At 62.4% G+C, this 18,249-nt stretch carries 17 protein-coding genes; 11 read left to right on the forward strand and 6 right to left on the reverse strand.

Translation table 11 applies throughout. From position 1 onward, the window contains the following. The first annotated feature begins 12 nt into the window (after positions 1–12). Together MK745_RS03190 and MK745_RS03195 are read left to right on the forward strand one after the other, a co-directional pair. A complete protein-coding gene (locus tag MK745_RS03190; RefSeq protein ID WP_243611816.1) occupies positions 13–2,886 on the forward strand; it encodes a DNA translocase FtsK in 2,874 nt (957 codons plus the stop codon). An 87-nt stretch (positions 2,887–2,973) separates the two neighbouring features. Next, positions 2,974–3,573: a LolA family protein gene (locus tag MK745_RS03195; RefSeq protein WP_243611817.1), complete on the forward strand. Its 600-nt coding sequence runs from the start codon at positions 2,974–2,976 to the stop codon at positions 3,571–3,573. Positions 3,574–3,577: 4 nt separating this feature from the next. On the opposite strand, the gene MK745_RS03200 is transcribed toward MK745_RS03195, so the two are convergent. Next, positions 3,578–4,162, reverse strand: a complete 585-nt coding sequence (locus tag MK745_RS03200) for a transglycosylase SLT domain-containing protein (protein WP_243611818.1) — start codon at positions 4,160–4,162, stop codon at positions 3,578–3,580. Positions 4,163–4,264: 102 nt separating this feature from the next. Continuing rightward, positions 4,265–5,146, reverse strand: coding sequence for an AEC family transporter (locus MK745_RS03205; RefSeq protein WP_243611819.1), 882 nt, complete (start codon positions 5,144–5,146; stop codon positions 4,265–4,267). 84 nt (positions 5,147–5,230) lie between these two features. Between MK745_RS03205 and hspQ the strand changes: the two genes are divergently transcribed. Continuing rightward, positions 5,231–5,557: a heat shock protein HspQ gene (gene hspQ / locus MK745_RS03210; RefSeq protein WP_243611820.1), complete on the forward strand. Its 327-nt coding sequence runs from the start codon at positions 5,231–5,233 to the stop codon at positions 5,555–5,557. 17 nt (positions 5,558–5,574) lie between these two features. Here the strand turns inward: hspQ and MK745_RS03215 are convergent, their stop codons facing one another. The 4 genes from MK745_RS03215 to MK745_RS03230 form a co-directional block, all read right to left on the reverse strand. Next, positions 5,575–5,961: a rhodanese-like domain-containing protein gene (locus MK745_RS03215; RefSeq protein WP_243611821.1), complete on the reverse strand. Its 387-nt coding sequence runs from the start codon at positions 5,959–5,961 to the stop codon at positions 5,575–5,577. A 4-nt stretch (positions 5,962–5,965) separates the two neighbouring features. Continuing rightward, positions 5,966–7,543, reverse strand: a complete 1,578-nt coding sequence (locus tag MK745_RS03220) for a gamma-glutamyltransferase family protein (protein WP_243611822.1) — start codon at positions 7,541–7,543, stop codon at positions 5,966–5,968. 64 nt (positions 7,544–7,607) lie between these two features. Next, on the reverse strand, positions 7,608–8,036 hold the full coding sequence (locus MK745_RS03225; RefSeq protein ID WP_243611823.1) for an ATP-binding protein: 429 nt from the start codon (positions 8,034–8,036) through the stop codon (positions 7,608–7,610). 46 nt (positions 8,037–8,082) lie between these two features. Next, positions 8,083–8,415 carry an STAS domain-containing protein gene (locus tag MK745_RS03230; protein WP_243611824.1) on the reverse strand — a complete coding sequence of 111 codons (333 nt, stop codon included), beginning with the start codon at positions 8,413–8,415 and terminating at the stop codon, positions 8,083–8,085. Positions 8,416–8,603: 188 nt separating this feature from the next. Here MK745_RS03230 and MK745_RS03235 point away from each other — a divergent pair, with 188 nt between their 5' ends. The 8 genes from MK745_RS03235 to MK745_RS03270 all read left to right on the forward strand — a co-directional run bounded on the left by MK745_RS03235 (position 8,604) and on the right by MK745_RS03270 (position 18,206). Then, positions 8,604–9,776, forward strand: a complete 1,173-nt coding sequence (locus MK745_RS03235; protein WP_243611825.1) for a thiolase family protein — start codon at positions 8,604–8,606, stop codon at positions 9,774–9,776. Between the two features lie 66 nt (positions 9,777–9,842). Next, a complete protein-coding gene (locus tag MK745_RS03240; RefSeq protein WP_243611826.1) occupies positions 9,843–10,877 on the forward strand; it encodes an alpha/beta hydrolase in 1,035 nt (344 codons plus the stop codon). Between the two features lie 11 nt (positions 10,878–10,888). Continuing rightward, positions 10,889–11,347 (forward strand): GAF domain-containing protein, encoded by a 459-nt coding sequence (locus tag MK745_RS03245; RefSeq protein WP_243611827.1) that lies wholly within the window; start codon positions 10,889–10,891, stop codon positions 11,345–11,347. Between the two features lie 86 nt (positions 11,348–11,433). Continuing rightward, a complete protein-coding gene (locus MK745_RS03250) occupies positions 11,434–12,006 on the forward strand; it encodes a helix-turn-helix domain-containing protein (protein WP_243611828.1) in 573 nt (190 codons plus the stop codon). Between the two features lie 10 nt (positions 12,007–12,016). Then, positions 12,017–12,388, forward strand: a complete 372-nt coding sequence (locus MK745_RS03255; protein ID WP_243611829.1) for a GFA family protein — start codon at positions 12,017–12,019, stop codon at positions 12,386–12,388. 11 nt (positions 12,389–12,399) lie between these two features. Further along, positions 12,400–14,844: a GcvT family protein gene (locus MK745_RS03260; protein ID WP_243611830.1), complete on the forward strand. Its 2,445-nt coding sequence runs from the start codon at positions 12,400–12,402 to the stop codon at positions 14,842–14,844. Further along, positions 14,841–15,746 (forward strand): homocysteine S-methyltransferase family protein, encoded by a 906-nt coding sequence (locus tag MK745_RS03265; RefSeq protein WP_243611831.1) that lies wholly within the window; start codon positions 14,841–14,843, stop codon positions 15,744–15,746. Before MK745_RS03260 ends, MK745_RS03265 begins: the two co-directional genes overlap by 4 nt. Positions 15,747–15,758: 12 nt before the next feature. Then, positions 15,759–18,206 (forward strand): GcvT family protein, encoded by a 2,448-nt coding sequence (locus MK745_RS03270; RefSeq protein WP_243611832.1) that lies wholly within the window; start codon positions 15,759–15,761, stop codon positions 18,204–18,206. Positions 18,207–18,249 lie beyond the last annotated feature (43 nt).

Raw genomic sequence — 18,249 nt, forward strand, 5'->3', positions numbered from 1 at the left:
GAGGGAACGAGCATGGCATATCAGGCACGCGGGCGCGACCCGCTCCTTGACAGCACCACGCAAGCCGCGATCGAGAAACGCGGCAAGGAATTGATCGGTATCGCGCTACTTGTGCTGGCGGCGATGGCGGCGGCGATGATCGTGTCCTACACGCCGGACGACCCGAGCTGGATCTCGGCGACGGATGCGCCTGTCGAGAACTGGATGGGCCGGATGGGTGCGTCGATTGCGGCGCCGCTTTTCACCATCATCGGTTGGGGCAGTTGGGGTATTGCGCTTGTTCTAGGGGCCTGGGGTGTGCGTTTCGCGCTGCACCGGGGCGAAGAACGCGCGGTCGGTCGGGTGATCTTTGCGCCGATCATGCTCGCGCTTGGGTCGATGTATGCCTCGACCCTCGTGCCGGGTGCCAACTGGACCCATAGTTTCGGGCTTGGGGGGCTTTTCGGAGATACCTTCCTTGGCGCGATCCTCAATATTCTGCCGATTGGCGCGGTGACGGGGATCAAGATCCTGTCGGCGCTTGTCGGGATGGGGTTCCTTGCGCTGTCGCTTTTCGTGCTTGGCTTTACCCGTGTGGAACTGCGTCAGGTGGGGCGGTTCATGCTGGTCGGGATCATCCTTAGCTATGCCTCGCTCATGAGCCTTCTTGGCAAGGGCATGGGCGCCACGGCGCAGGCCGCACAAAAGGCGCAGGTGCGTCGACAGGAGCGTAAGGCCGAGGCTGACGCCCGCGTCGCCAGCGCCGCGTCGCAAGGCTGGGCGAGTGCGGTTGAGGCCATGCCAGAGCCGAGCGTTACAGCGGCGTTCAAGGCTGAGGAGCCCACCAAGACCGGGCTGCTTGCGAAGATGCCCAGCCTGATCAAACGGCCCGAGCCGATGCCAGAGCCGGAGCTTGTCGAGCAGGAATGCCTTGCCGATGCGGCGAATGCCCCAGAGCCGGACCGTATTCAGGCGCGGATCGCAGAGGCCATCCGCCTGCGCAAAGCGCAAGGTCAACCCGTTTCGCCGCCGGAATTCCCGGAGGATAAGCCGCTGACCAAGGGACGCGGTCGCCAACCGGATCCGTTGATCGTCGAGCCATATTATCAGGGCGGCCTGCCGCCTGAACCGCCGCTCACGGCGTCGGGTTTTGGCGCCGCAGAGGCACCAATGGCCGAAGTCGGAGAGGAAGACCCCTTCGCGGATGAGGTCCTGATCGAAGGGTTTGACCAGCCGTTGCCGCTCCGGGCGACGCCGGAGCCAAACGCCGCGCCGGTCATCCCGACCGCAGAACCCAAGAAGGTTGTGCAGCCGCGCAGCCAGAAAACCGTGCAGCCCTCGAGCCGCGCGCAGGCCGAAGCACAGCCATCGTTGGCTTTTGACGAGGCCGCGGTCGAGTACGAACTGCCGCCGCTCGGGCTTTTGGCGAACCCGATGGAGATTCAGCGCCATCACCTCAGCGACGAGGCGCTCGAGGAGAACGCCCGGATGCTTGAGGCGGTGCTTGATGACTATGGCGTCAAGGGCGAGATCGTGTCGGTGCGTCCCGGCCCGGTGGTCACGATGTACGAACTCGAACCCGCGCCGGGCCTCAAGGCGAGCCGGGTGATCGGGCTTGCCGATGATATCGCGCGCTCGATGAGCGCCCTTTCCGCGCGTGTTTCGACCGTGCCGGGGCGGAGCGTGATCGGTATCGAACTTCCCAACGAGAACCGCGAGAAGGTCGTCCTTCGGGAAATCCTGTCGGCGCGGGACTTTGGGGATTCGAACATGAAACTGCCGCTGGCGCTCGGCAAGGATATCGGCGGTGATCCGATCGTGGCGAACCTCGCGAAGATGCCTCACCTCTTGATCGCAGGGACCACGGGGTCGGGTAAATCGGTGGCGATCAACACCATGATCCTGTCGCTGTTGTATCGCCTGACGCCGGAAGAGTGCCGCCTCATCATGATCGACCCGAAAATGCTCGAACTGTCGGTCTATGACGGGATTCCGCATCTGCTTAGCCCGGTTGTCACCGATCCGAAAAAGGCGGTTGTCGCCCTCAAATGGGTCGTGGGCGAGATGGAAGAGCGTTATCGCAAGATGTCCAAGATGGGCGTGCGCAACATCGACGGCTATAACAGCCGCGTCGCGGATGCGCTTGGCAAGGGCGAGATGTTCAGCCGCACGGTGCAGACGGGGTTTGACGACGAGACAGGCGAGCCGATCTTCGAGACAGAAGAGTTCGCGCCCGAGAAGATGCCCTATATCGTGGTCGTCGTGGACGAGATGGCGGACCTGATGATGGTTGCGGGCAAAGAAATCGAAGCCTGTATCCAGCGCCTCGCCCAGATGGCGCGGGCCTCTGGCATCCACATCATCATGGCGACGCAGCGCCCGTCGGTCGATGTTATCACCGGCACGATCAAGGCCAACTTCCCAACGCGGATCTCCTTCCAGGTGACCTCGAAGGTCGATAGCCGCACGATCCTTGGCGAGATGGGCGCGGAACAGCTCCTCGGGATGGGCGATATGCTCTATATGGCGGGCGGTGCGAAGATCACCCGCTGTCATGGCCCCTTCGTGAGCGACGAAGAGGTCGAGGAGATCGTGAACCACCTCAAGAGCTTTGGCCCGCCTTCGTATGTCGGCGGCGTGGTCGAGGGGCCCGCTGACGAAAAGGCGGACGGTATCGACGCGGTGCTTGGCCTTGGTGGCAACACGGATTCCGAGGACGCGCTCTATGACACGGCGGTGGCCATCGTCATCAAGGATCGCAAATGTTCGACCTCCTATATCCAGCGCAAGCTCTCCATCGGCTACAACAAGGCGGCACGTCTCGTGGAGCAGATGGAGGAAGAGGGGCTTGTCAGCCCGGCCAACCATGTCGGCAAGCGCGAAATCCTCGTGCCGGAACAGCAATAAGCCGCGCATCGAGCACCTGTGCGCGACAATGTGAGCGCCGCCGGGGGTGCATTCCGGGCGGCGCGCGCTTATTTCTTGGATATGCGTATGAAACGACCCTTGATGGCCCTTGCCTTAACGATCGCCTCGGCGTTGCCGCTTCGGGCGGATATCCTGCCTCTGGCGGATGTCTCGGCCTATCTCAACAACCTGAAGACGGTTGAGGCGGCCTTTACCCAGATCAATGATGATGGCTCGATCTCGACCGGACGGCTCTTTCTTAAGCGTCCGGGGCGGATCCGGTTTGAATACGATCCGCCGGAAAAGGCGATGGTTCTGGCGAGCGGCAACACGGTCGCGATCTTTGACGGGCGGTCAAACCAGCCGCCCGAGACCTATCCGCTTCAGCGCACACCGCTATCGGTGATCCTTGAGGATCAGGTTGATCTTGGCCGGGCTGATATGGTCACGGCGCATGAGTATGACGGCACGATCACCCGTGTTCGGGCGCAAGACCCGGCGCATCCGGAATATGGCAGCATCGACATGATGTTCACCGGTGATCCGGTCGAGTTGCGCCAGTGGGTCATCAATGATGGCAATGGCGGGCGCACGACCGTGATCCTTGGCGAAATGGAAACAGGCCGCGACTTTGGCAGCAGCCTGTTCAACATTCAGCTTCACACCAAGCAAGAGGGCCTGAAGTAGGCCCTTAGCGGACCCGGCAGCTTGCCAGTTGCGCGCGATACATGCGGGCGCGATCGGCAACTTCCTGTGATACCCGCATCAGCCATGCCTTGTTGCGGTAGTTGCCGCGGGCATAGCCGGTGTGGCCTTCGTGATAGGCGAGGTATTGATGCCGCGCATTGGCCAGCGAGACGCCGTTTCTTTCGCGGGTTTCGTTCATGTACCAGCCCATGAAGTCCGATGCGTCGCGGATGTCGTCGCGCTTGGCGCGGCGGTTGCCAGTCTCGCGGCGGTATTGGTCCCATGTCGCATCGAGCGCTTGGGCATAGCCGAAGGCGCTACTCTGGCGGCCCATTGGCAGCACGCCGAGGACATAGCGGTAGGGCGTGCGCGCATCGCTGTCGAACTTGCTTTCCTGATAGATGATCGCCATCTGCACATCGACGGGAACGCCCCATCGACGTTCCGTGCGGCGGAACGCTTTGTGATAACTCGGACGCTGTTTCAGGATCGAACACGCGTCATTCAGGTTGCGGGGCGGTGAATCATATCCACCGCCGCAAGCCGCTAGCAGCACCAAAAGGGTCAGGGTGCGAAAGTATCTGCTCATCTGCCTCTCGCTATGTGATTTTTTATATTTCCTGCACAATAGCCCAAACCGGCCCTACCGCGCAAATCACAATACGCGCGGGCGGGCGAAAGTTCATAGGCTTCAGAGCACGAGTGCGAGGAGAAGCGGCAGACCGGCGACGGAGATCAGGGTCGAGACCACGACAAACCCCGCGACAGAGTCGCTATCGGCGCCGTATTTCTCGGCGATGAGGTAGGCGGTGACGGCGACGGGGGTCGAGATTTGCAGGACCAGCACACCGAAAGAGATATCGTCGAGGCCAAAGGCCCGCGCCATGCCCCACGCGATCACGGCGCAGATCACCAGTTTCACGAGCGAGAGCCATATCGCCGTGGTGATGCGCGCCGGGGTCAGGCGGGCGACCGCGACGCCGAGCGTCAGCAGCATCAGCGGGATCGCCATCTGGCCGATGAGGTCGAGCGTGTTGGTGAGAAAGCGCGGCGTTTCCCATCCCTGCCAGAGGAAGAGCGCGCCCAGGAATGTTGCACCGATCATCGGCTCTTTGAGGATCTTGAGGAAGGACCCGCGCCCGGCGACGAGCCAGATGCCGAGGGTGAAGGAGAGAACCGCGCTCACAGCCAAGAGCACCACCGCGCGTTCAAGGCCCGGTTGGCCAAAGGCGAAAAGTGCCAGAGGGATGCCAAGATTGCCGGTGTTGCCAAAGATGAACGGGGCGAGAAAGGTCTGTTGGTTCAGCCGCAAGAGCAGGAGCAGCGCCGCGCCAACAACGCCCACCGCAGCATATGAGGCGATGGCGGCCAATGTCAGGTTTGCCAGTGCGGCGAGATCGACCTCTGTTTTCATCAGGGCGGTGAAGATCAGGCACGGCACGGCGAGCGTCATGGCGAGGCGGGTAACGAACTCGATTCGGTATTCAAACCCGGCCCGAACCCACAGGAAACCGATCCCCGCCAGAAGGAACACGGGCGCGACGATCTCCAGAACTGTCAAAGCAAGGTTCACAAACTGTTTCCCTGAATTTTATGCCCGATGGTTGGACAAACACCCCTTGAAAGGCTTAACTTTGGTCGGTAGGGGCTGCAAGTTATGAACACGACACGCGCAAAATACCATCTCGGCCAAGTTGTCCGTCACCGCAAACATCCGTTTCGCGGTGTGGTGTTTGACGTGGACCCGGAATTTGCCAACACAGACGAATGGTATGCGGCGATCCCCGAGGAAAGCCGCCCCGATAAGGAGCAACCGTTCTATCACCTTCTGGCGGAGAACGATCAGTCCTATTACGTCGCCTATGTGTCCGAGCAGAACCTGATTGCCGACTATTCGGGCGAGCCGGTCGACCACCCGGATATCCCCGACATGTTCGGGCCGTTCGAAGACGGGCAATACCCGCTTCATTTTCAGCTCAACTAATCACGCCGCTGGCGCGACTAGGCCTTTTCGATGGCCGCGCCTCGGGCTTTCCACTGGCTGAATCCGCCTTCCATTTCGGCGACGTTCTCAAACCCCATGTTCTGAAGGTCGCGCGTTGCCAGAGCCGAGCGCCATGCGGAGGCGCAGAACAGGATGAGTGTCTTGTCGGTCTCAAAGACGGGCTTGAAATAGGGGCTTTCCGGGTCGACCCAGAACTCGAGCATACCGCGCGGCGCGTGGATCGCGCCGGGGATACGCCCTTCGCGGTCCAGCTCGCGAATGTCACGAATATCGACGAAGAGGGCCTCGCCCGCCTCGACCATCGCCTCGGCACGGTCTTGGGGCAGGGTTTCGATTACGTCGCGGGCCTTGGCGACGAGGGTTTTGACAGGTGTGATGGGCATTTCTTCAGTATCCTAGAGCGCAGCCGTCCTTGCGGGCGTCGGATGCCCCTTCAAGGATGCCTTCGGGGTGAATCTGGATGGCTTGTGCACCGCCGATCGGGGTTTCTGGGCGGACGACGGTGTGCCCCTTGTCGGCAAGCGCTCGGGCCACATCCTCGTCATAGCCCTTCTCGAGCTTCAATTCGCCCGCGTCGGAAAACGCGCGGGGGGCGTCGATGGCGGTCTGCGGGTCCATGCCAAAATCGACAAGGTTCGAGACGAAACGTGCGTGACCGTTGGGTTGGTAGGCGCCGCCCATGACGCCGAAGGGCATGGTCACGCGGCCCTCTTTGCGCAGCATGGCGGGGATGATCGTGTGCATGGGCCGCTTGCCGCCCTGCATCTCGTTGGCGTGCCCCGCTTCGAGGGTAAAGCCTGCGCCCCGGTTCTGGAGCAGGATGCCGAATTTCTCCGATGCGATGCCCGAACCAAAGCCGTGGAAAATCGAGTAGATGAGCGAGACCGACATGCGGTCCTTGTCCACGACGGTGATATAGATTGTGTCCTTGTGGACGGCTTCGGAAAGGGGCGCGGCGGCCTCCATCGCGCGGTCCGGATCAATCAGAGCGGCAAGGCGCTGGGCGGTCTCGGGCGAGAGCATGTGATCGAGGCGCGAGACATGATCGGGGTCGGCGAGGAAGCGGTTGCGCGCATCATAGGCGAGCTTGGCGGCCTCGGCCTCGATATGGACGCGTTCAGCGCCAAACGGGTCCATCGCGGCGATGCCAAACTGGTCGAGAATGTTGAGCATCAAGAGCGCTGTTGCGCCCTGGCCATTCGGCGGATGTTCGACAAGGTTGGCACCCTTATAGGGGCCGTCAATCGGCGTTGTTGGCATGCCTTGAGCGGCGGCGAAATCCTCGGTGGTGTGGACGCCGCCGAGGGCGGTCAGGGCGGCAACCATGTCCTCGGCGATCTCGCCTTCGTAGAAAGCGGCGCGTCCATCTTTGGCGATACGACGCAAGACTTCGGCCTGACCGGGCGCGCGGAACATCTGGCCGACCTTGGGCACCGCACCATTGACGAGGTAGTGCGTGCGTGCCGCACCTTGCAGGATCTCGGCACCAGCGCCCCAATCGAAGGCGACGCGCGGCGCGACGGGCACGCCCGCATCGGCATAGTGGATCGCAGGCTGAAGAAGTGCGTCGAGGCCGAGCTTGCCATGGCTCTCGGAAAGACGGCAGAAGGCGTCGATCGCGCCGGGGATCGTCACGGCCTCGGGGCCGTAGGTTGGCACGGTCGAGAGGCCGCGCGCGCGCAGATCGGCGGCGGAGGCCGCGGCGGGCGCGCGGCCCGAGCCGTTATAGGCCTCGACCTCATCGCTGTCGGGATGCGAGATCAGGACAAAGCAATCACCGCCGATCCCCGTCATCTGTGGTTCGCAAATGCCAAGCAGGACCGCGCCCGCGATGGCGGCGTCCAGGGCGTTGCCGCCTTGTTTCAGAATGTCGATCGCGGTTGCCGCGGCCAGCGGGTGCGATGTCGCGCAGATGCCGTTCTCGGCATAAACCGCGCTGCGTCCCGGCAAATGAAAATCTCTCATGTGTGTCTCCCCTCGCGCTTTGGGCTGACCCTAGGACGAGACGCGCGCTTTGCCAATCCGGTCGTCAGCTCTCGGGGATCGAGAAGGAGAGATGATTGCACCCGTCCGCGCGCACATAAGAGAGTTCGCGGGCGAGCATGTTGACGATGGCCCAGCCGAAACCGCCTTCGGGCAGGTCGCGCAGTGGGCAATCCGGGCTTGGCAGGTCGGGCCGCGGCACGAGACCGCCGGGAATCGGCACACCCGTGTCGCGGATGTCAAAGTGCCAACCTTGCGCGGTATGCGTGGCGCGCAGATGAATTTCGCCCTCTTCCTCGTGCCGGAGCGCGTGTTCGACGACGTTGTTGAGCACCTCGGCCAAGACGATCTCGATCTGGCCTACCGTGTCCGGCCCGCTTCCGCCCTCTTTGGCGCGCCCGCGAATATCGGTCAGCACGTGACGCACCGCCTTGGGGCTTCCGGGAAAGTCGAGAGAGAATTGCATATCGGCCATTGAGGGGCGATCCGGGCTGGTGTGAGAGGGGTCGCGGCGGGCCAGGTTACTGTGCAAGCGCGGCCTCCGGCGTCTCGAAAATGTGGAACACGCTATCCATCCGTGTCAGGCGAAAAACCTTATCGACATTGGGATTGAGTGCGGCGAGATCGAGGCGGCGATCGGGTCCAAGCTGTTTCATGGCGGCGACGATCGCGCCAAGCCCGCTCGAGTCGATGAAATCGACCTGTCCCAGATCGAGCACAATACGGGCGAAGGCCTCGTCGCTCAGATCCCGCATGCGATCCTTGAACTGGATCGCGACGGCGGCGTCGATCCGGGTTTCGTTGACCGAGACGACACAGGCATCCGCCGTCGCCTCATGGCGCGAGAGGTTCATTGTCGGGTTCTCCTTTGGTTTGCCCTGACGCTAGGGGCAAATGCTTATCAAAGGGTTTCTCGCCACCCGTAATAGCACGGGGTGGACTTGCTCCGGGGAGGGGCAGAAGATGCGCGCTGAAATAACCGTGCAAGATTTGTCCGCCAAAGAACCGGGCAAAGGACACCAGTCTCGGGAGGAAATCGAGAATGAAGAACGTAGTGATCGCGGGCGCGGCCCGCACGCCGATGGGCGGGTTTCAGGGCATGTTCGACGGCGTCGAAGCGGCACAGCTTGGCGGGACGGCGATCAAGGCGGCGCTGGCGGATGCAGGCGCCAAGACGGTCGATGAGGTTCTCATGGGCTGTGTCCTGCCTGCCGGGCAAGGCCAAGCCCCGGCGCGTCAGGCGGGTTTCGCGGGTGGTCTTGGCGAAGAGGTTCCGGCGACCACGCTCAACAAGATGTGCGGCTCGGGCATGAAGGCAGCGATGGTGGCGTTTGACCAGATCGCGCTTGGCCATGCCAACACGATGATCGCGGGCGGCATGGAGAGCATGACCAACGCGCCCTATGTCCTTCCCAAGATGCGCAATGGCGCGCGGATCGGGCATCAGGAGGTCAAAGACCACATGTTCCTCGACGGGCTTGAAGATGCCTATGACAAGGGCCGCCTCATGGGCACCTTTGCCGAGGATTGCGCCGAGGCGTTTCAGTTCACCCGCGAAGATCAGGATCAATACGCGATTGCCTCGCTCGACAATGCGCTCGAGGCAGAGCGTTCTGGTGCCTTCGAGGGGGAGATCTGTGCCGTGACGCTTCATACGCGCACCGGCGAAGAGATCATCACCCGCGATGAACAGCCCGCCAAGGCACGCCCCGAGAAGATTCCGATGCTCAAGCCCGCCTTCCGCAAGGATGGCACGGTGACGGCGGCAAACTCCTCGTCGATTTCGGACGGGGCGGCGGCGCTTGTCATGGCGTCAGAAGAGGCGGCAGAAGCGCAGGGCCTCAAGATCCGCGCGCGCGTCCTTGGCCATGCGAGCCACGCACAGGCGCCGTCGTTGTTCCCGACCGCCCCGGTGCCTGCGGCGCGCAAGCTGCTTGAGCGGTTGGATTGGTCCGTGGGGGATGTGGACCTTTGGGAGGTCAACGAGGCCTTCGCGGTCGTGCCGATGGCCTTCATGAAAGAGATGGGGATTGCCCGCGATATCATCAACGTCAATGGCGGGGCCTGTGCCCTCGGTCATCCGATTGGCGCCTCTGGTACGCGGATCATGGTGACGCTTCTCAACGCGCTCGAAAAGCGCGGATTGAAACGCGGCGTTGCGGCGATCTGTATCGGTGGCGGCGAAGGCACTGCGATCGCGATCGAGCGCGTCTGACGCCCACTTGCACGTCATGGCATTTCGGCCCAACCTTGCGCCACGCGCGAAAGGGAGGGCCACGCCATGTCGAAACTTGCCATACTTTGGGGATTCCTGCGGCTGAATTTGCCAGAGCCGGTCGTTGCCGCGCTCTACGGCGGGCGACGCGAGGTGGTTGCGGGGCGCAGGATTGACCCCAAGGCCAAGGCGGCGTCAGACCTCGTCGCGCGGCTGCGCGATGGGCAGGCGATGCCGAGCGTCGAGGAAAGCCGTCGGCAGCTTGCCGTGATGGCGGCGAAGTTCGAGAAACCCTGCCCGGCGAGCGTGCGGGCCCGCGACATCACGTTGCCCGGCGCAGCGGGCGAGCGCCGCGCGCGGGTCTACCTGCCTGAAGGTATGTCGGAAGAGGGGGTGCCGACCCTTCTCTACCTGCATGGTGGGGGGTGGATTCAGGGCGGAATAGAGACACATGACGGTCTCTGTGGCAGGCTTGCCGAGATGGCGGGCATTCGGGTCATTTCCTATGACTACCGCCTTGCACCGGAAGATCCGTTTCCGGCGGCGGTCGATGATGTTCTGGCCTGCTACACGGCGCTTGTCGATGGCACGGCGGAGGTTCGGGCCGATGCAGACCGCCTTGTGGTGTGCGGTGATAGCGCGGGCGGGAACCTGACGGCGTGCCTTATGCATGACATCTGTCGCGGGGGGCTGCCGAAACCGGCGGCACAGGTTTTGCTCTATCCCGGCGTCGATGCGCGGTTGAAAACGGATTCGATGAATGATCTGCGCGACCAACCGCTCCTGCCGGCGTCGCGGATCGACTGGTATCTCGGGATGTATCTTCCCGAGGGGCAGGATCGCCATGATCCGCGCGTTTCCCCGATTTTCTCCGACACGCTGGGCGATCAGCCCCCGGCGCTTGTCGTAGCGGGCGGGCATGATCCGCTTTGGGACGACGCACATGCCTATGCCGAGGCGCTACGCGCGGCGGGGGCAGAGGCCGATCTCATCGCCTATCCGGGGCAGATTCATGCCTTCATGTCCTTGACGAAGGTGATCCCGCAGGGTGATGAGGCGCTTCAGGACACGGCGCGCTGGCTACGGGCGCGGTTGGGATAGGAGCGGAAGCCATGCGGATCGACTACGACGAGTTGGAACAGCGGATCACGGCGGTGGCCGAGGGCGAAACGGATGCGGTCGCTCTTATGGCGACGATGGCCTGCGAGGTGCATCATAGCGATGACCGGTTCGACTGGACCGGGTTCTACCGTGTGGTGGCGCCGGACCTGCTCAAGATCGGGCCGTATCAGGGCGGGCATGGCTGCCTTGTCATTCCTTTCTCGCGCGGCGTTTGCGGCGCGGCGGCGCGCACTGGTGAGGTGCAGCTTGTGCCGGATGTTGAAGCGTTCCCCGGCCATATCGCCTGTGCGTCCTCAACGCGTTCGGAGCTTGTCCTCCCGGTCTGGAATGGCGCGGGAGAGGTGATCGCGGTATTCGACCTCGACAGCGATCAACCCGATGCCTTCACCGAAGAAGACGCAGACCGCCTTGCCGTGATCCTTGCCAAGGTGTTCAAGAACGCGATCTGAGTGTGTTCGTGAAATTTTGCTTGGAGATTTCATGATTCTGATGCAGCGTGAAATTTATGGAAAGAATTTCACGAGACGCCCAGGCCATGAAACACGTTCATCCGACCTCTTCCGAGACGCTTGGCGCCGATCTGCGCGCCTTGCGCAAGGCGCGGGGCCTGACGCTTGTCGATATGGCGGAACAGCTTGGCCGGTCGGTCGGATGGCTCAGCCAGGTGGAGCGGGACAAGTCCGAGCCGACGATTTCCGACCTGCGCGAGATCGCTGAGGTTTTGGATGTGTCGATGTCGATGCTGTTCGGTCAGTCCCATGCGCCGATCGAAGAACAGGGTTATGTGGTGCGCGCCGGATCGCGCCGCCGCATGGGCGCGAGCGAGGAAGGCTTGATCGAGGAGCTTCTGTCGCCAGACCTCACCGACGATTTCGAGGTTCTTCATTCGACCTTTGCACCCAATTCACAAATGCAGAGCCCAACGCGACGCGCCACGCAGGAGCTTGGCTATATGGTGTCCGGCCGGATCGAGCTTCGGATCGGCGACAAAACGTTCTCCCTTGGCCCCGGCGACAGTTTCCGGGTGCGCGACGAGGAATACCACTGGACCAACCCCTATGACGAAGCCGCCGTCGCGATCTGGGTGATCGCGCCGCCGGTCTATTGAGGAGACACCAATGATCGAAGGTAGCTGCAATTGCGGGGCCATACGGTTTCGCACGGAAGCCGAGCCGCAAGGGCCGTCGATGTGCCATTGCGGGCAATGCCGCAAGCAATCGGGCGGTGTCTGGTCTTCGGCCTATGTCCCGGTCGAGGCGCTTCGGATCGAGGGCGAGGTGCGTTGGTATGACTCCAGCCCGAACGCGCATCGCGGTTTTTGTCCGACCTGTGGCTGTTTCCTGTTCTGGAAAGCGCATGACGAAGGCACGATAAGCTTTGCCCTCGGTGCGGTCGATGGGCCGACGGGGCTCCGACTCGAGAAGCATATCTTCGTGGCGGGCAAGGGGGACTATTACGACATCGCGGACGGTGTCCCGCAAAAGGACTGAGGGAGGATAGGATGGCGGATTTTCCAAACAAGGCCCGCGTGGTCATCATCGGCGGTGGTGTGGTCGGCACGTCGGCACTCTATCACCTTGCCAAGAAGGGCTGGAGCGATTGCGTCCTGCTTGAGAAGAACGAACTGACCGCAGGCAGCACATGGCACGCCGCCGGCAATGTGCCGACCTTCTCGACCTCGTGGTCGATCATGAACATGCAGCGCTACTCTACCGAGCTTTATGCGCGCCTCGGCGACGAGGTGGACTATCCGATGAACTATCACCAGACGGGATCGCTTCGCCTCGCCCATACCAAGGAGAGGGTGCAGGAGTTCGAGCGCGCCTGTTCGATGGGGCGGTATCAGGGGATCGAGATGGAGATGCTTTCGCCCGAAGAGGCGAAAGAGCGCTATCCGTTCCTTGAGACCCATGACCTCAAGGGCGGGCTCTGGGATCCATCGGACGGTGATATTGATCCGGCGCAGGTCACGCAGGCGATGGCCAAGGGCGCGCGGGACATGGGGGCGAAGATCATTCGTTTCTGTCCGGCGACGGGCGTGACTCAGGATGGCGAGGGCTGGATCGTGCACACGGATCAGGACGATATCGCCTGTGATTACGTGGTGAACGCCGCCGGGTATTACGCGCAGCGCGTGGGCGAATGGTTCAAACCCTATGGCGGACGCACCGTGCCGATGATGGTGATGAGCCACCAATATGTCCTTACCGACGAAATCCCCGAGATCGAGGCCTATTCCAAGGACACGGGCAAGAAGCTCCCTCTCCTGCGCGATGTCGATGTGTCCTATTACTTCCGGCAGGAGAAGCACGGCTTCAACATCGGCCCCTATGAGCCAAATTGCCGGGCGCATTGGGACACGCCCGAGGACGAGATGCCGGAGGATTTCTCGTTCCAGCTCTGGTCGGATGATCTTGGGCGGATCGAGGATATCGTCGCCGACTCCATGGAACGCGTGCCGCTCGCCGCGAGTGCGGGGATCAGCCGGATCATCAACGGCCCCATTCCATACGCCCCTGATGGGTTGCCTCTTATCGGGCCGATGCCGGGCGTGAAGAACGCGTTCGAGGCCTGTGTCTTTACCTTTGGCATCGCGCAGGGCGGCGGCGCGGGCAAAGTCCTTGCGGAGTGGATCGTCGATGGACAGACCGAATGGGACATGTGGTCCTGCGATCCGCGCCGCTACACCGACTACACCGATCACGCCTATTGCGTCGCCAAGGGCATGGAAGTTTATGGCAACGAATACGCCATGCATTTCCCGCATCACGAATGGCCCGCAGGGCGCGACAAGAAGCTCTCGCCTGTGCATGAGAGGGTCAAGGCGTTGGGCGGTCAGATGGGGGCCTACAACGGTTGGGAGCGGGCCAATTGGTTCGCGGGGGACGGCGACGACATCTCGGAAGCCGCCACCCATACATGGGAGCGCAACGGGCCTTGGGCCGCGCGCGTCAAGGAAGAGTGCGAGGCGGTGCGCGACCATTGCGGGGTACTCGACCTGCCGGGGTTCTCGCGGTTCGTTGTCAAAGGCGCGGGCGCGGCAGAGGCGTTGCGCGGGCTCGTGACCGGTGGCTTGCCCAAGGTGGGACGGATGAACCTCGTCTATGTCGCGAATGACAAGGGCCGCATCCTGACCGAGATGTCCTGTATGCGTCATGGCGAGGATGAGTTCGTGATGATCACGGCGGCCGCAGCGCAATGGCATGACCGCGATATCCTTCTGGCGGCGATGCCTGAAGGGGTCACGGTCGAGGACAAGACACGCGACTATGACACGCTGATCGTGACCGGGCCGAAATCGCGGGAGATTCTCGCGGGGCTTACGGATGCGGACCTGTCGCTCGGCTGGCTCAGCCATCAGGCGGCAAGCGTGGCGGGCAAGGCGGCGCATCTGGCGCGGGTGTCCTTCGCGGGTGAGCTTGGTTGGGAAATCCATGCGCTCAATGGCGATATGCCCACGATCTATGACGCGATCCTTGCCGCCGGGGCGAAACCCTTTGGCATGTATGCGCTCAACAGCCTGCGAGTCGAGAAAGGCTATCGCGCATGGAAGGGCGATCTTTCGACCGACTATAGCCTTCTCGAAGGCGGGCTGGAGAGGTTCGTCAAACTCGACAAGCCGCAGGATTTTTCCGGCAAAGCGGCGCTTCTGGCCGAGACAGAGGCCGGGGTATCGAAGCGGTTTGTGACGCTGATCGTCGAGGCGGGCGACGCGGATGCGCCCTATATGTCCTGCGTCTGGAGTGGCGACGAGATCGTCGGCGAAACCACGAGCGGCGCGTGGGGCTACCGGGTCAACGCCTCGATCGCGCTTGGCATGGTGCGGGCCGATCTGGCCACGCCGGGCACCGAGCTTGAGGTCGAGATTTACGGCACACGCTACCGCGCAGTGGTGCAGGAAGACCGCCCGCTTTGGGATCCCGAGAACGAAAGGCTACGTGCATGACGCAGATCATCCTCAAGGATGGCGGATCGGGTCAGGAACTCATCCGGCGTTCCTCTATGCCGCCGCATCCCTTGTGGTCCGCGAAGGTCATGATGGAGGAACCGCATCATGTGCAGGCCGTGCATGAGGCGTTCATCCGTGCCGGGGCAAAGCTCATCACACTCAACACCTATACCGTCACGCCAGAGCGCCTTGAGCGCGAAGGGGTGGCCGAGATGTTCGCCCCGCTTCAGGCGCAGGCGGGCGATCTCGTGCGCCGCGCGATGGATGCGGTGGGGGTTGAGGGCGTGTGCGTCGCAGGATGCCTGCCGCCGTTGCATGGATCCTACCGACCGGACATGACGCGGAGCCACGATGACCTTCTCCCCGCCTATCGCGTGGTGGCAGAGGCGCAGGCGGCGCACGCCGATGTGATGCTTTGCGAAACGCTGTCTTCGATCTCGGAGGCGACGGCGGCGACGCAGGCCGGGGTTGAAACGGGCCTGCCGACCTACGTCGCGATGACGCTCAACGATGATCTGAGCGGTACGTTGCGCTCGGGCGAGCCGCTCGAGGATGCCTTGGATGCGCTTGAGGGGATGGGACAGGCGGGGGTCTTGCTCAACTGTTCCAAGCCCGAAGTCGTAAGCCGGAACATCCATACGCTCTTGGCGCGTGGAGGTGTCGTTGGGGCCTATGCGAACGGGTTTACCGGAATCGAGGCGCTCGAAATCGGCGGCACGGTGTCGGGCCTCAAGGCGCGCACGGATGTGACGCCGGAAATCTATGCCGACTATGCCATGGGCTGGGTCGAGGAAGGCGCGCGTTTCGTGGGCGGCTGTTGCGAGGTCGGCCCGGCGCATATTGCGAAACTGGCGCGGTGTCTGCTGGACGCCGGGCATGAGACTGTTGGAAACCTCTAAGGAGCCTTTGCCATGACACTTCCTGAAAAGGCCCGTGTGGTTATCATTGGCGGCGGCGTGGTGGGCTGTTCCGTGGCCTATCACCTGACGAAACTTGGCTGGAGCGATGTGGTGCTTTTGGAGCGCAAGCAACTCACCAGCGGCACGACATGGCACGCGGCGGGGCTTATTGCTCAGCTTCGCGCGACAGCGAACATGACCAAGCTTGCCAAGTATAGCCAAGAGCTCTATGGCGCGCTGGAAGAGGAAACCGGGGTGGCGACGGGGTTCAAGCGGGTCGGGTCGATCTCGGTCGCGCTCAACGAAGAACGCAAGGAAGAGCTTTTCCGCTCGGCCGCGATGGCGCGGGCCTTTGGGGTCGAGGTTGAAGAGATCAGCCCCGAGGAGGTCAAGGGGCGCTATGAACACCTCAATATCGAGGGAGTGACGGGCGGCGTTTACCTTCCCAAGGACGGGCAGGGCGATCCTGCGAATATCGCGCTCGCGCTTGCCAAGGGGGCGCGGCAGCGCGGGGCGGTCGTCAAAGAGCGGATCTGTGTCACAGGTATCGCACGGGACGGTCGTAGGACCACGGGGGTTGATTGGGCCTCGGACGATGGCAAGGCACAGGGGCATATCGCCTGCGAGCATATCGTGAACTGCGCGGGTATGTGGGGCCGTGAGGTTGGCGAGATGGCGGGGGTGAATGTCCCGCTCCATGCCTGCGAACATTTCTATATCGTCTCGGAGCCGATCAAGGGGCTGACGCAGATGCCGGTCCTGCGGGTGCCGGACGAATGCGCCTATTACAAGGAAGACGCGGGCAAGATCATGCTTGGTGCGTTTGAGCCGAACGCGAAACCTTGGGCTATGGACGGTATCCCGAAGGACTTCGAGTTCGACCAACTGCCTGAGGATTTCGACCATTTCGAACCGATCCTCGAAGCAGCGGTCAAGCGGATGCCGATGCTGGCCGAGGCGGGGATTCATACGTTCTTTAACGGGCCAGAGAGCTTTACGCCGGACGACGCCTATCACCTTGGCCTCGCGCCGGAGATGGACAATGTCTGGGTCGCGGCCGGGTTCAATTCCATCGGCATTCAATCGGCGGGCGGCGCGGGGATGGCGCTTGCGCAGTGGATGGAGGACGGGGCGAAACCGTTTGACCTTGGCGATGTGGACATCTCTCGGATGCAGCCTTTCCAAGGCAACAAGACCTATCTCTATGAACGCTCGAAGGAGACACTCGGTCTGCTTTACGCCGATCACTTCCCCTATCGTCAGAAAGCCACGGCGCGCGGGGTGCGGCGGACGCCGTTCCATCATCACCTCGCCGAGAATGGCGCGGCGTTTGGCGAGTTGGCTGGCTGGGAGCGGGCGAACTGGTTTGCCGAGGACCGGCAAGAGCGGGAGTATCGCTATAGCTGGAAGCGACAGAACTGGTTCGAGAATGCGGCGCGCGAGCACCGTGCGGTTCGCGAGAATGTGGGCATGTATGACATGTCGTCCTTTGGCAAAATCCGTGTCGAAGGACCGGATGCCGAGGCGTTCCTGAACTACATCGGTGGCGGAGACTATTCGGTGCCGATTGGTAAGATCGTCTATACGCAATTTCTCAACCCGCGTGGCGGGATCGAGGCGGATGTGACCGTGACACGCCTGTCAGAGACGACCTATCTTGTCGTAACTCCGGCGGCGACGCGGCTTGCGGATCAGACATGGATGGCGCGCCATAAGGGCGATTTCAACGTCGTCCTCACGGATGTCACGGCGGGCGAAGGGGTCTTGGCTGTGATGGGGCCAAACGCGCGGGCCTTGATGCAGCGCGTGTCGCCCAATGATTTCTCAAACGTCGCCAACCCCTTTGGCACGGCGCAGGAGATCGAGCTTGGCATGGGCCTCGCCCGCGCGCATCGGGTCTCATATGTGGGCGAGCTTGGTTGGGAGATTTACGTCTCGTCCGACATGGCGGGCCATGCCTTCGAGACGCTTTGGGACGCGGGGAAGGACATGGGGCTCAGGCTCTGCGGGATGCACATGATGGATAGCTGTCGTATCGAAAAGGGCTTTCGCCATTTCGGCCATGACATCACCTGCGAGGATCATGTGGTGGATGCGGGGCTTGGCTTTGCCGTGAAAACCGACAAGGCCGATTTCATCGGCAAAGCGTCGGTACTTGAGCGGAAGGAAAGCGGGCCGAAAGCGCGGATGGTGCAGTTCCTCCTCGAGGATGGCGAGCCGCTTCTCTATCACAACGAGCCGATCCTGCGCGACGGCGAGATCGTGGGACACCTGTCTTCGGGGAACTACGGCCATACGCTCGGCGCGGCGGTGGGGCTTGGCTATGTGCCTTGTGCCGGAGAAAGCGCGGCGGAGGTTCTGGCCTCGCGCTATGAGATCGACGTGATGGGCGCGCGGGTGCCAGCGAAGGCCTCGCTGCGCCCGATGTATGATCCCAAGTCGGAGCGGGTCAAAGTCTAACACCGTAGGCGATCAAGCCGCGTGATGATGCGGCTCACAGAAA

The sequence above is a fragment of the Shimia aestuarii genome (assembly GCF_022814865.1).
Classification (GTDB): domain Bacteria; phylum Pseudomonadota; class Alphaproteobacteria; order Rhodobacterales; family Rhodobacteraceae; genus Shimia; species Shimia aestuarii_A.